Origin of the sequence: Halospina denitrificans (assembly GCF_004364635.1) — a bacterium.
Lineage (GTDB): Bacteria > Pseudomonadota > Gammaproteobacteria > Pseudomonadales > Oleiphilaceae > Halospina > Halospina denitrificans.
Map to the genome: position 1 here is coordinate 303,225 of NZ_SOAX01000002.1, position 12,508 is coordinate 315,732.

General features: G+C 57.8%; 14 protein-coding genes. 12 read left to right on the plus strand and 2 right to left on the minus strand.

The annotated features are described in order from the left end of the window. Positions 1-300 precede the first annotated feature (300 nt). Positions 301-786 (minus strand): pilin, encoded by a 486-nt coding sequence (locus DES49_RS15710; RefSeq protein ID WP_133735294.1) that lies wholly within the window; start codon positions 784-786, stop codon positions 301-303. 340 nt (positions 787-1,126) lie between these two features. On the opposite strand from DES49_RS15710, the gene pilB reads away from it, so the two are divergent. From pilB to tsaA, 10 genes are read left to right on the plus strand one after another with little or no spacing between them, the layout of a single operon-like run. Next, a complete protein-coding gene (gene pilB / locus DES49_RS05040; RefSeq protein ID WP_133735295.1) occupies positions 1,127-2,851 on the plus strand; it encodes a type IV-A pilus assembly ATPase PilB in 1,725 nt (574 codons plus the stop codon). A gap of 3 nt (positions 2,852-2,854) precedes the next feature. Further along, positions 2,855-4,075 (plus strand): type II secretion system F family protein, encoded by a 1,221-nt coding sequence (locus DES49_RS05045; protein WP_133735296.1) that lies wholly within the window; start codon positions 2,855-2,857, stop codon positions 4,073-4,075. Positions 4,076-4,130: 55 nt separating this feature from the next. Further along, entirely contained in the window at positions 4,131-4,949 is an 819-nt protein-coding gene (locus tag DES49_RS05050; protein WP_133735685.1) for a prepilin peptidase, read from the plus strand. Position 4,950: 1 nt separating this feature from the next. Then, positions 4,951-5,568 (plus strand): dephospho-CoA kinase, encoded by a 618-nt coding sequence (gene coaE, locus DES49_RS05055; protein WP_133735297.1) that lies wholly within the window; start codon positions 4,951-4,953, stop codon positions 5,566-5,568. Beyond that, entirely contained in the window at positions 5,565-5,789 is a 225-nt protein-coding gene (locus DES49_RS05060; RefSeq protein ID WP_133735298.1) for a DNA gyrase inhibitor YacG, read from the plus strand. Before coaE ends, DES49_RS05060 begins: the two co-directional genes overlap by 4 nt. A gap of 6 nt (positions 5,790-5,795) precedes the next feature. After that, positions 5,796-6,263 carry an HIT family protein gene (locus DES49_RS05065; RefSeq protein WP_133735299.1) on the plus strand — a complete coding sequence of 156 codons (468 nt, stop codon included), beginning with the start codon at positions 5,796-5,798 and terminating at the stop codon, positions 6,261-6,263. Next, the gene (locus DES49_RS05070) at positions 6,248-6,580 is read left to right on the plus strand and encodes a CidA/LrgA family protein (protein WP_133735300.1); all 333 of its coding nucleotides are present in this window, start codon (positions 6,248-6,250) and stop codon (positions 6,578-6,580) included. The genes DES49_RS05065 and DES49_RS05070 overlap by 16 nt, the downstream gene beginning before the upstream one ends. Beyond that, a complete protein-coding gene (locus DES49_RS05075; RefSeq protein WP_166645992.1) occupies positions 6,577-7,263 on the plus strand; it encodes an LrgB family protein in 687 nt (228 codons plus the stop codon). Before DES49_RS05070 ends, DES49_RS05075 begins: the two co-directional genes overlap by 4 nt. Before the next feature lie 17 nt (positions 7,264-7,280). Next, positions 7,281-8,360 carry a hypothetical protein gene (locus DES49_RS05080; protein WP_133735302.1) on the plus strand — a complete coding sequence of 360 codons (1,080 nt, stop codon included), beginning with the start codon at positions 7,281-7,283 and terminating at the stop codon, positions 8,358-8,360. Positions 8,361-8,387: 27 nt separating this feature from the next. Further along, positions 8,388-9,113, plus strand: a complete 726-nt coding sequence (gene tsaA, locus DES49_RS05085) for a tRNA (N6-threonylcarbamoyladenosine(37)-N6)-methyltransferase TrmO (protein ID WP_133735303.1) — start codon at positions 8,388-8,390, stop codon at positions 9,111-9,113. Here tsaA and DES49_RS05090 read toward each other — a convergent pair. Further along, the gene (locus tag DES49_RS05090; RefSeq protein ID WP_133735304.1) at positions 9,104-9,397 is read right to left on the minus strand and encodes a YkgJ family cysteine cluster protein; all 294 of its coding nucleotides are present in this window, start codon (positions 9,395-9,397) and stop codon (positions 9,104-9,106) included. The two genes, tsaA and DES49_RS05090, sit on opposite strands and share 10 nt — an antisense overlap. Before the next feature lie 102 nt (positions 9,398-9,499). Here DES49_RS05090 and DES49_RS05095 point away from each other — a divergent pair, with 102 nt between their 5' ends. Together DES49_RS05095 and DES49_RS05100 are read left to right on the plus strand one after the other, a co-directional pair. Further along, the gene (locus DES49_RS05095) at positions 9,500-10,090 is read left to right on the plus strand and encodes a YfaZ family outer membrane protein (protein ID WP_208297018.1); all 591 of its coding nucleotides are present in this window, start codon (positions 9,500-9,502) and stop codon (positions 10,088-10,090) included. A gap of 157 nt (positions 10,091-10,247) precedes the next feature. Continuing rightward, entirely contained in the window at positions 10,248-12,467 is a 2,220-nt protein-coding gene (locus tag DES49_RS05100; protein ID WP_133735305.1) for a hypothetical protein, read from the plus strand. Positions 12,468-12,508: the final 41 nt, after the last annotated feature.

The window sequence follows — 12,508 nt, forward strand, 5'->3', positions numbered from 1 at the left end:
ACCAGACTGAGGCCGGTTGCAGCACCAGTGCATCCCCCATCCACCGCCGCCAAGGTGACCTGCCCCCAGTAGCTTGGACCACCACAATGATCGGCAAGGACAGCCCACAAGCTTATTATAGCAATTCGGCGGAGATATTCTGATAGATTGCGAAGGCGCCCTGAATACTGGCACTTAGTTATTGCTTAATCCCAGGAAGGATAGTCTAGGCCGTATTCCCGAGAGCCATACGTAAAAAAGAGGGGGTCTCCACCCCCTCTAATCGATATATATTTATTTTTCTGGATCTACAACCACGGTTTAGGTGGGAGCACACTCGCCAGTAGCAAACGGATCAAGACTGTCGGCACCAGCGGAGGATGCATCGGTCGTGCATGACCATGTACCGTCGGCAGCTCGCACAAAGGTTACCACGCCACCTTTAAGGTCAGCGTTCACAGCCTGACCATCGGCGCCGAACTCGAAGTCAATCTCTGCCTCACCAGCATTGCCACCGGGATTCGAAATCTCTGTGATTGAGCCGTATTTACCCACTGGTTTAATACCCAGGTCTGAAATCTCAGTCTCGGTAGAAGCCTCCTTTATGGACCCAGTAGAAAGATAACGCTCTTCAATGGTTGTCTTGGCTGCAGTCATTAGTGTCGGTGCTTCAGAAAACTGCGACCGGGCAATGTAGCTCTGATACTGCGGCACAGCGATTGCTGCAAGAATGCCGATGATCGCGACCACGATCATCAGTTCGATAAGCGTGAAGCCCTGCTGCTTACTAGTCGTTACGGATTGCATAAAGCGCACCTCCAAGGTGTTGTCATTATTTCGTTTAACGGCATCTTGAACCTCACAAGAATTGCCTTGAGTTAATGGTAGCAGGTTTTGTGCCAACTCCGATTATTAAATATTTATCATGCAAAATCAGAGTACTACACGAACCAAGAACAGCCACCCCGCCCCTACAAACCGCCAAAAGCGACATTCAAGGTCAGCCGGGGTGACGCAAAACGTCATCCTGCCCAGACGTTCATGACTGGCTGACCCGCTTTACAGAGACTAAACTCACGACTCACAACTGGCGCTTTACTGATCTCAAGGCGTTGACACACTTACGAACAATCATCAACGGATAATCATGGCTTCTGATCCATCCAATGTCACTTTAACTGGTTTGGCCCGGCGTTTTGTTGACGATGGCATACTTGACGATAGCGTCGCTCGAGATGCCTTTGTTCAAGCCAACCGGGACCGGATCCCACTGATCACCTACCTGATCCAGAACGAACTGGCTCAAGGGCAGGCCCTGGCCTATTCGGCCGGGATGGAGTTCGGGGTCCCCGTAATGGACCTGAACGCCTTCGCGCCGGAAATGATGCCCGAGAACCTGGTCGACCAGAAGCTGATCCGTTCCCACAGTGCGCTTCCACTGATCCGGCGCGGAAATCGGCTTTTCGTTGCTATGGCGGACCCCACAAACCTTCAGGCCCTTGATGAGATCAAGTTTCACACCGGCCTGAGCACCGAAGCGGTACTGGTCGAAGAAAGCAGTCTGCGACAGGCTATTGATCGCTATCTGGAATCCCAGGATACGTCCATGCAGGATATGGATGATTCGGACCTGGGTGATGTCGATTTCGAAGCGGGCGAGGATGAGGAAGGCCAGGATAAGAACGCCGTTGATGCGAGAGAGGTTGAAGATGCGCCTATCGTCAAGTACGTCAACAAAATACTGTTGGACGCGATCAAGAAAGGGGCCTCGGATATTCACTTCGAGCCCTATGAGAAAATGTACCGCGTGCGGTACCGGACGGACGGCATTCTGGAGGAGATAGCCAAGCCCTCGATCAAGCTGTCCCATAAGCTCGCCGCCCGTGTGAAGATCATGTCCCAGATGGACATTTCTGAACGGCGCGTCCCGCAGGACGGCCGGATCAAGCTTAAGCTTTCGAAGACCAAGGCGATCGATTTCCGGGTCAACACCCTGCCCACGCTCTGGGGCGAGAAAATTGTACTTCGGATACTGGATCCGACAGCGGCCCAGATGGGCATCGATCAGCTTGGTTACGAGGAGGACCAGAAAGAGCTCTATATGGAGGCCCTGCACCAGCCACAGGGCATGATCCTCGTGACTGGGCCAACCGGCTCAGGGAAAACGGTTTCCCTCTACACCGGGCTGAACATCCTCAACACGACGGAAGTGAATATCTCCACGGCAGAGGATCCGGCCGAAATCAACCTGGAAGGCGTCAACCAGGTCAATGTAAACAACAAGGTGGGCCTGACCTTTGCCGAGGCACTGCGTTCCTTCCTGCGTCAGGACCCGGACATCATCATGGTGGGCGAGATCCGGGACCTCGAAACCGCCAACATCGCTATCAAGGCGGCTCAAACCGGTCACATGGTCCTTTCAACCCTGCACACCAACAGCGCGGCGGAAACCCTGACGCGGATGATGAACATGGGGGTGGCCTCGTTCAACCTCGCCACTTCCGTCAGCCTCATCATTGCGCAGCGCTTGGGGCGGCGTCTCTGCAGTAATTGCAAGGAAGCCTATGATGTGCCCAGGGAGGCTCTCCTGAAGGAAGGTTTCACAGAGGAACAGATTGATACAGGGTTTACACTTTACAGACCCAAGGGCTGTGATAAATGTAATAAAGGGTATAAGGGGCGCGTCGGCATCCTTGAAGTCGTCAAGGTTACCGAGGAGATGGAGTCCATGATCATGAACGAGGCCAGCTCCATTGAGCTGGGCAAGCAGGCGCGTGCTGAAGGTTTTGACAACCTGAGGCAGTCCGCGCTCAAGAAAGTCATCCAGGGCGCTACCAGCCTGGAAGAAGCTAACCGGGTCACGAAGGACTAATTCATGGCAGCAAAAGAACAGAAATTGGATACCTTTACCTGGGAGGGCAAAGACCGCAAGGGGAACAAGACCAGCGGCGAGACAAGCAGTGCTTCCCAGGCACTGCTTAAAGCCCAGCTTCGCAAACAGGGCATCACCCCCAAAAAGATCAAGAAGAAAAGCAAGCCGCTGTTCGGTGGCAACAAAAAAATTACGCCTTTTGACATCGCGACATTTACGCGCCAGATGGCCACCATGATGAAGGCGGGCGTCCCGCTGGTTCAGTCCTTTGACATTGTCGCTGACGGTCTTGAGAACAAAGGGCTTCAGGAGCTGGTCATTGCCCTGAGGGATGACGTATCGGCTGGAAACAGTTTTGCTGCTGCGCTCAAGCAGCATCCAAAGCATTTCGATGATCTTTACTGCAACCTGGTTGAGTCCGGAGAAAGCGCAGGTGCATTGGAAGGCATGCTGGACCGGGTAGCAACCTATCTGGAGAAGACAGAGAACCTGAAACGAAAGGTCAAAAAAGCCATGACCTATCCAATCTCAGTGATCATCGTGGCCATCATCGTTACTTCAATTCTTCTGGTGAAGGTTGTCCCGCAGTTTGAAGCCCTTTTCCAGGGCTTCGGCGCTGACCTCCCGGCCTTTACCCAGTTTGTCATTGGGATTTCCGAATGGCTCCAGAAATGGTGGATTGTTGCACTTATCGGGATCATCCTGTTTTTCACTGGTTTCAAAGCAGCAAAAAGAAAATCCCAGAAATTTTCCGATATTGTTGATAAGTACATTCTAAAGCTACCCGTCGTAGGACTCATTCTGGATCGCTCAGCCGTTGCCAAGTTTGCACGCGTACTCTCCACTACCTTTGCTTCAGGCGTGCCGCTGGTCGACGCACTTGACTCGGTTTCCCGGGCAACGGGTAACGCCGTCTACCGTGACGCCATCGTCTTTATAAAAACCGAAGTTTCCTCTGGCACACAACTTCAAACTGCCATGAGACAAACCGGCGTGTTCCCTGTCCTGGCTGTCCAGCTGACTTCGATCGGTGAGGAGTCCGGCAACCTGGATGAGATGCTGTCAAAAGTAGCGGATCAGTATGAAGCAGAGGTTGATGATCTAGTAGATAACCTGACGGCCCTCATGGAGCCTATGATCATGGCTGTACTGGGTGTTCTGGTTGGTGGTCTGATCATCGCCATGTATCTGCCAATCTTCCAGATGGGTTCTGCCGTTGGCTAATTCCACACTTCAGGCAATCGCTGAAACGCCATGGATCTTCTGGCCGGCGTTGGTGATGTTTTCACTCTGCGTGGGCAGCTTCCTCAACGTGGTCATACTCCGCCTCCCGAGAATGATGGAGCAGGCATGGCGCCGCGAGTGCGAGGCACTCCAGGGCAATACCGAGGGTGAAGCCAGCACCGAGCCCGACCTGGGCCTGGCAATGCCACGCTCCCACTGCCCGTCCTGCGGCGCCACCATTGGGGCCCTGGATAACATCCCGGTCATCAGTTACCTGCTGCTGCGCGGCCGCTGCCGCCAGTGCGGCACGGGAATCTCCGCACGTTACCCCATCATCGAGGCCATCACCGCGGCACTGTCGATCATTACCGTTCTTGTACTGGGCGTCTCAGTCGACAGCCTGATTGCGCTCCTGCTGGTCTGGCCACTGATTGCGCTTACCGTTATCGACCTGGACACCCAGCTGCTGCCCGACAGCATCACCCTGCCCCTGCTCTGGCTGGGGCTCATCGTCAACGCGACGGGTGGTTATGTCAGTCTTGAGGCAGCATTCTGGGGGGCGGTGGCCGGCTATCTCAGTCTATGGAGCATCTACCAGCTTTTCCGGGTCCTCACCGGCAAGGAAGGCATGGGCTATGGCGATTTCAAGCTTTTGGCCGCCCTTGGCGCCTGGCTTGGCTGGACCATGCTCCCCGCCATTGTCCTTCTGTCGAGTCTTGTCGGTGCCATTGTCGGAATTGCGATGATGGTGTTCCAGCAGCACGACCGCAACATCCCCATTCCGTTCGGCCCCTACCTGGCCGCAGCCGGCCTACTCTGCCTCTGGTGGGGACCGGAGATACAGGGCCTGTGGCTGCGATGGCTGGGAGCCTGATATGTTTGTGATTGGCCTCACGGGCGGCATTGGCAGTGGCAAGAGTACCGTGGCGGATCTGTTCCGGGAGCTGGGCGTATTCGCCATTGATGCGGATGACGTCGCACGGGAAGTGGTGATGCCGGGAGAACCGGCGCTCGAATCTATTGCGGAACACTTCGGGAAGGCCATCCTGAACGAGGACGGCACCCTGGACCGGGCTGCCCTGCGCAAACGCGTCTTCGAGGATGATACGGAACGGCAGTGGCTGGAAGCACTCCTCCACCCCAGCATCAATGAACGCCTGAAGCATTACCTGGAGGAAGCGGATTCTCCCTATCAGCTCCTGGTCTCTCCCCTGCTCCTGGAGACCGAGCAGTACCGCCTCTGCCAGCATGTGCTGGTGGTCGATGTCCACCAAGACACACAGATCGATCGCACCATGGCCCGGGATGACAATGACCGGGAGCAGATCGAACGGATCATTGCCTCGCAGATGCCAAGGGACAAGCGTCTTGCTGCGGCGGGCGATGTGATTGACAATGATCAGCCCGTGGCGAGGGTTCGCCAACAGGTGGACGAGCTCCACCGGCATTATCTTGAGATGGCCGCCGAATTCAGCGGAGACGCAGCACCATGAACCAGAACACTGGCCCGGAGGTAAGCTGTCCAGGCTGCAGCCGGGTAATCAACTGGAACGAAAACTGGCCGGAGCGGCCCTTCTGCTCCCGTCGCTGCCGGGACCTTGATTTCGGGGCCTGGGCGAACGAGAGCTATCGCATTCCCGGTGAGCCCGCCTGGATTGACGAGGAGGATGACGAAACCGGGACGCCGGACGATGACGATTTCCGTCTACAGTAGGCACCGATGAGTGACTGCATCTTCTGCGCAATCCTGGAGGGAAGCCTGCCGGCTTCCATAGTGCACAGGGATGACACCTGCCTTGCCTTTATGGATATCCATCCCCTGAGCCGGGGGCATGTACTGATCATTCCCCGGGAACACGCGATGCAGATTACAGAGCTCCCGGAGCCGACGGTACAACACCTGTTCACAGTCGCACATCGTATTCTCGGTGCGCAGCGTGCCCTGGGATGGGGCCTGGAGGGCTCTCACATCCTGCTCAATGACGGACCGCGCGCCAACCAGATGGTGCCTCATGCCCACGTCCACATCACCCCCCGCGAAAAGCGCGACGGCCTGGGAATGCTGGGGCGACTCGGCCTCCATGTTACCGGCCTTTTCGGGCGGGCGGAGAAGCGCGAACGCCTTGAGGACCAGGCCCGCGCCCTACAACACCAGCTTGCGGAGTCCTCGCCATGCTCCGCGGGCTGACCCTCATCCTCGCCTTCCAGCTTGCCGGTCTGGCGCTGGAGCAGATCCCGGGTATGCCGCTACCGGGGCCGATTACCGGCATGATCCTGTTCTTCCTGTACCTGCTGGTAACCGATGGTGGCTTTGACCCGGAGCGCGAAACCGCACGCAAGCTCCTGAATCACATGCCACTCTTCTTTATTCCGGCGGGGGCCGGCATCATTACGCTGGGGTCGCTCCTTCAGGAGCAGGCGCTGGGCATTACCCTTGCACTGACCCTTGGCACCCTGGTGGCATTCGTCGTCACGGGCCTCCTGATGCAATGGTTAATCCGATGACGGCGCTGATCAACTCACCCCACTTCGCCATAACACTGACCCTGGCGGCCTATCTAGCCGGCCACTGGATCTACCGGCTCACCGGCAAGCCAAGCTTCCTGCAGCCGGTGGTATCCGGGATCGCTCTGGTGTGCCTTGCCCTCTATGTTCTGGGCCTGGATTACGAGCGCTACATGGATGGCGCCGCCATCATCCATTTCATGCTGGGAACCGTCACCGTGGCGCTGGCCCTGCCGCTGTACCAGAACCTGAAGCTCATCCGCACCCACCTGAAGCCGCTGGCCATCACCCTTGCCGTCAGCGGCATTGTCGCCTCCGGAACAGCCGTTGGGATCCTGTGGCTGACTGGCGCGGACCGTGGCATGCTGCTGTCCATGGCCACCAAATCCATCACCACCCCCTTCGCCATTTCAGTAACCGAGACGATTGGCGGCTATCCGCCGCTGGCGGCCGCTTTCGTGATGGTCACCGGGATACTGGTGGCTGCCTTCGGCGGGCCCATATTGCGGATTACGGGGGTCACCCACCCGGCGGCCCGGGGTTGTGCCATGGGCATGACCGGCCATGGGGTTGCCACGGCACGGGCGTTTGAAATGGGCCCCGAAACCGGCGCCTTCTCCGCGCTGTCGATCGGCCTGATGGGCCTCTATACTGCTGTGGTACTCGGGTTAATCATGCCGTGATAACGGGAGGCAGTCAGTTGCAATCCCATCCCCGGACCGGCCTGTTCTTTACAAGCGTTTTTGCGGTAACGATCGCCTCGCCGTTAATGGCGGGAGAATCCTCGGAAGCCCTCAGACTTGAGGAAGCCGAGACATTTCATCTCAACGCCCTGCCGCCCGACTTTTTTGTCTGGGACGACGAACCACGCTACCTGGACCCCAAAGACAGCACCCTCGACAGGTTCAATAGCTGGGTCATCCAGCGCCGACGGTACCATTCGCGTCAGATTGAAGCGCTGGGGCTGGGCCTTGACCGGACCCTGTCCGGCGAAACCTATATCGATCAGAGCAATGATACCTACCTCAGAATCGGTGCCTATAACCAGTACACCGAGGACGGCCGGATGGGCTTTGAGCCCGAGATCCGGTTCCGGCTGGACCTGCCTACGGTGGAAGAAAAGTTCCGCCTGATTGTCGAAAGTGATTCCGATGACCTGGCTCCACTGTCCGAACAGGAGCAGCGCGGAACACTGACTCCGGCCGAACAGGATGAAGCGGGCTTCACCTCAGGGGCGCTGCGCTGGCTTAACCCCATCTCGGAAAAATGGGATGCCAGTGCCGACATTGGTGCGCGCCTGCGCTTCCCGCCCCAGATTTTCATGCGGGCGCGAACCTGGTCGGACTGGCAACTGGCTGACTGGCGCCTGCGGGTTGACCAGCGTATTTTCTGGTATAACCATGAGGGGTGGATCTCCCGGAGCTGGCTGGGTTTCCATCATGACCTCGGCGAGCACTGGGACTTCCGTGCCGCCTCGGAGGCGCGCTGGGTCCACCGCAACCGGGGGTTTGAGCTCGCCCAGATCTTCCGGTTCCAGCGCTACTATGGCAGCCGTCGCTTCGTCCGATACCGGATTGGGGCCCTGGGGGAGACCTTTAACACCTGGCGCAAGACGGAATATTTCTCGGATTTCCTGTACCGCAAACGGCTGCACGACACCTGGCTCTACGGAGAAATCATCCCGTCAATGCGTTTTCGACGCGCGGAAGACTTCAAGCCGGAAGCCTCACTGACATTCCGGATCGAAATGTTTTTCTCAAGCAGCGGTTCCCTGAACTGACCCCCTCTTCTGCCATGGATCTGCCGCATGACCTCAACCCATGAACTGACACCGATTGGAACCGTCCATTCCTGCTTTCCGGATAAATTCGGGGTACCACGCCAGCCCGGCCTCTGCCCCAGTGCAAGAGGGTCGATCGTGCTCAATCCACCCTGGAATGACCCGGACTGCTTCCGGGGCCTGGAGACGTTTTCGCATATCTGGGTGACCTTTATCTTTCACGAGGTTCCCGCCAGCAGGGAGGCACGCCCCCTGGTCCGGCCACCACGACTCGGGGGCAACACCCGGGTTGGCGTCTTTGCCAGCCGCTCGCCCTTCCGGCCCAACCGGCTTGGCCTCTCACTGGTCCGGCAGGATGGGCTGTTCCGGAATGAGGGGAACCTCTGCCTGGGCATCTCCGAGATCGACCTTGTTGACGGGACCCCAATCCTCGACATCAAACCCTATGTGCCGTGGTGTGACAGCCGTGCCGATGCAACGGGCGCATGGGCCGGCGCACCCCCAGGACACAGCCTGACGGTTATCTGCTCGGAGAGCGCTCAACAGCACCTTGAATCGCTGGCACCGGCCTATCCGGATCTGGCCGCACTGATTGAGGAGGTGCTTGGACAGGACCCGAGGCCTGCCTACCATGCCGATAATGACGACACGCGCACCTATGCCCTGTCACTCTTCGATCTGGATATTCACTGGCGCGTGGTGGGCACCGTCTGCGAGGTCTGCGCGATTACGCCGCGCACGCCTCAAGCCTGATGCGCCCCCGCGGCCTCGAGCCCGGACAGGATACGAATGGCCTCCTCACGGGTATCACCACAGATGGCAGGCTCAGCCTGGAAACCGCCACAGACCCTGGGGCGCTCGGGCAGCCCAAACAACTTGCACTGGTAGTCATCATCCAGCTGGACACAGGGAACACCAGCCGGCTTCCCGTCAGGCATGCCCGGTATGGGCGATGATATGGAAGGCGCGATGCAGCAGGCACCGCATCCAGCCCGGCACTCAAAGGCCTCTGCGTCCGTTCGCGTACTGCTGTTCACAATGACACACCTTTAATTGCCTGGGCTGGTACAGGCCGGTATTATACGGACGTCGCCGATGGCGATGAAATCCCCACACAACAAGAGGGTCGCGGACACATTATGCGCCGAACGCCAGCTATTCACCCTCCCCGTCGAGCACTTCACCACACGCTTCTGCTGTTTCTGATGGTGGCACCATTGGCAGCCAGTGCCGATGACTTCACGCTCAGCCTCACGAACGATTCAGCTCGTGGTTATTTCCGCTTCAGCCAACCCAGTGACCAGCTGGCTGTCGGGGCCGGTTATACCTACCACACGGGCAGCCGCCACATTGCCAATGTGGATTTTCACGCCCAGGGCCGCACAGCCATCAACAACCTGCCTATGACCGTGGGTCTGGGCCTGAGAAACATCTATTTCCGCGACAGCCCCATTGAGGGTGGCGCAACCGCGCCAGGGGGCTACGTCAGGGCCAACATTCCGGAAGCGCCCGGGCTCTCATTCAACGCGGAACTTTACATGTCCCCGTCCATACTCTCCTTCGGCGATGCCGACGGCATGAGGCATGTTGAAACCTCTGTAAGCTACCGCCTGATCCGTAACGCGGAGCTACTGGTGGGCTATCGCTACGTGGGAGCCGACCTGGAGAACTCACGCGACGATTTCCGCCTCGAGGAAGGATTGATTGGCGGCATGCGCATCCTCTTCTAGAAGAGAAGCAAAGCAGCACGAATTGTTTCACGCTAAAGGGCTCGAATTTCCTCTATACTCATGGATAGAGTTGGGGTTCGGGCCTCCCTGCAGTAGCCCCCTTTGCCGTACCTGATACCCCTTCCCTTTTCCCGGACCGCCCTGAACGAGGCATGGTATGTATCTGCTGACGAAGCTTCTTCCGCACACGGCGCTTATGGCTGTGATCACTGCTTCAGCCCTTCTGACGGGCTGCCTGGAGAGCGCCAGTGAGTCCGCGAGCAATGTGAACTCTTTTCCCCAGGGCGACGGCACCGGCTCGGGATTCTCGGAGTCCACCACCGGGAGCGTCACCAATGAGAGCAACCTGGACCGGAACCAGGTGCGTGTCAGCGTCCAGGTTCCGGAAGGCATCGCTGATGGGGAGGGAGGCCGACGGAATCTGTTGACCACGACCAATGCCGACCTGAGCGTGACCCGTGTCGACGAGAACCTGCAGACCGTCGATGACCTTAACCCTCGGATCAAAACCGAGGATAATGCCTTCATCATCACGTTCCGAGACCGAAGCCAGGTCCCCTCGGACATCGACCTGATTGTTACCGCAACGGTCGGCAGCAATACCTACCAGGCGCCACTGGCCGCCGGTAGCCGCCATGTACGCCTTAACCCCTTCACCGATTACCTGGTACATCGCGTTATTGACGATGAGCTCAGTCAAACCGATATCAACAACCTGAAGACCTGCTCGGAGAACCTGTGCCCGCAGGCCCTGGTCTGGTCACCACTGGTGGACCAGGTACAGAACTTCGAGATCGACATTCCCAGCAACAGCTCCGCCGGTCAGGCCAGGAGTTTTCTGGATGAGCGTGCCGACTTTGCCGACTTCGTGGCCCAGGCAACACAGGCACTGACGCTGGACCAGGACCGCATCGGCAGCCTCGAAGGTGTTGCCACCAGCACGACCAGTTTCAACACCGTGTATTTCGGAACCAGCCTGAACCTGGACCGCACCGAAAACACTCCCTTCTGGGCCACCAGAACCATCAGCCGGGGCGAGAGCGTCAGTAACAATGGCGTGGGCTTCGCCTATCCAAGCCTTACGCTGACCAGTTTTGCCGTGGAACTGCTGGACCTCAACATTACCTCACTGGCTTCGGACGTCCCCTACATACGTAACAGCGCCGGTTTTTCCGATCTTGATGGTATAACGAACAGCCACTCGACGAGCCCCGGCCCCGCCTTTATCCGCGACGGGCAATCGCTGATTGCCAGCCGCCCGGTATTCCAGTCCATTACGCGACAGGGTGACCGGACAACGGGCTGGGCACCAGACCCCCATTACCTGGCGGGGTATCTTCTCGGCGAGACGAACGACCCGGAAGCGCTGCTGTCCAGCTACTTCCATGCCGGCAAGACGCTCTCGCTTACGGCAACCGGGGACGAGCAGTTTGATCGGGATAAAACCCTGGAGGAGCAGGCCACCTCGGCACTTGAGATCAACCTTCCCCAGTGGGGCGACAGCGATGGCACCAGCCTCAACCCTCACCCCGACTACAATCTGATTGGTTTTGAACTGATTCCAGCAGACGGTGGCGGCTCACCCGCAATGGTCCGTGCGACGCTTGGTGCATGGAATAGTATCTTTGGGGATGATGAGCGGATCACCGCTAATGAGGACACATCGGTAAGCGATGGCGTCGTTTGGGAGCTGACAAACAATGCGCCGGTGGGCACAAATACCGGCACAGCCCCATATGATGAAGCAGGCTTTGACATCAACGCCATTGATATCCAATTCAGCTCTGATGGAGACCCGGCCTTCAAGGGCCATGTGTTCTACAACCACGATACTGTCGAGATTCAGGAAGCTGGCCTGGGCAAGCCCAACGGATCCATCTCCCCGGACCACCGCTGGATGGCCTTCTCCGCTCGATCAGGCAGTGGCACGGACACCGGCGATTTCATCCGTATTGCCCATCACCATGACGGCGAGGACAGCATCACATTCGGAGATGCTTATCGGCTGGTCGGTTACGACATTACGCTCAATAACGACGAGGAGCAGCTTGAGCAATTGAACGGCTCGTGCCTTGTGGCCGGGGGTAGTAATACCTTACTTGTGGAGCGGGGTCTGAGAGTATCCCACACACCCTCCAATACTGGTAGCTACACGTCCCCCGAAGCATTTGAGAATCCTGATCTGGAGCTCGATTCCATTGAGCCACAGGCAGGTCGTTTCACAATCGCGGATTCGGACACTGATCCCAACACCGTCATCAAGGGTTTTATTGCCGACGAGGGCAACACCCTAGTTATGCTCAAGAAAACCGAGCAAAGCCTGGGAATCATGTTAGGCTTTCGGGAAGATGAGCCGGCGGGGTGCCCGAGCAGTTGAGACCCGGATTACCCCAGCGCTCGTGATGTCATAACGTCCCG

Bases quoted from the DNA above. Each gene is read 5' to 3' on its own strand.
- DES49_RS05070 (WP_133735300.1), top strand. From the start codon at position 6,248: ATGCTCCGCGGGCTGACCCTCATCCTCGCCTTCCAGCTTGCCGGTCTG.
- DES49_RS05065 (WP_133735299.1), top strand. From the start codon at position 5,796: ATGAGTGACTGCATCTTCTGCGCAATCCTGGAGGGAAGCCTGCCGGCT.
- DES49_RS05100 (WP_133735305.1), top strand. From the start codon at position 10,248: ATGTATCTGCTGACGAAGCTTCTTCCGCACACGGCGCTTATGGCTGTG.
- pilB (WP_133735295.1), top strand. From the start codon at position 1,127: ATGGCTTCTGATCCATCCAATGTCACTTTAACTGGTTTGGCCCGGCGT.
- DES49_RS05060 (WP_133735298.1), top strand. From the start codon at position 5,565: ATGAACCAGAACACTGGCCCGGAGGTAAGCTGTCCAGGCTGCAGCCGG.
- DES49_RS05050 (WP_133735685.1), top strand. From the start codon at position 4,131: ATGTTTTCACTCTGCGTGGGCAGCTTCCTCAACGTGGTCATACTCCGC.
- tsaA (WP_133735303.1), top strand. From the start codon at position 8,388: ATGACCTCAACCCATGAACTGACACCGATTGGAACCGTCCATTCCTGC.
- DES49_RS15710 (WP_133735294.1), bottom strand. From the start codon at position 786: ATGCAATCCGTAACGACTAGTAAGCAGCAGGGCTTCACGCTTATCGAA.
- DES49_RS05095 (WP_208297018.1), top strand. From the start codon at position 9,500: ATGCGCCGAACGCCAGCTATTCACCCTCCCCGTCGAGCACTTCACCAC.
- DES49_RS05075 (WP_166645992.1), top strand. From the start codon at position 6,577: ATGACGGCGCTGATCAACTCACCCCACTTCGCCATAACACTGACCCTG.
- coaE (WP_133735297.1), top strand. From the start codon at position 4,951: ATGTTTGTGATTGGCCTCACGGGCGGCATTGGCAGTGGCAAGAGTACC.
- DES49_RS05045 (WP_133735296.1), top strand. From the start codon at position 2,855: ATGGCAGCAAAAGAACAGAAATTGGATACCTTTACCTGGGAGGGCAAA.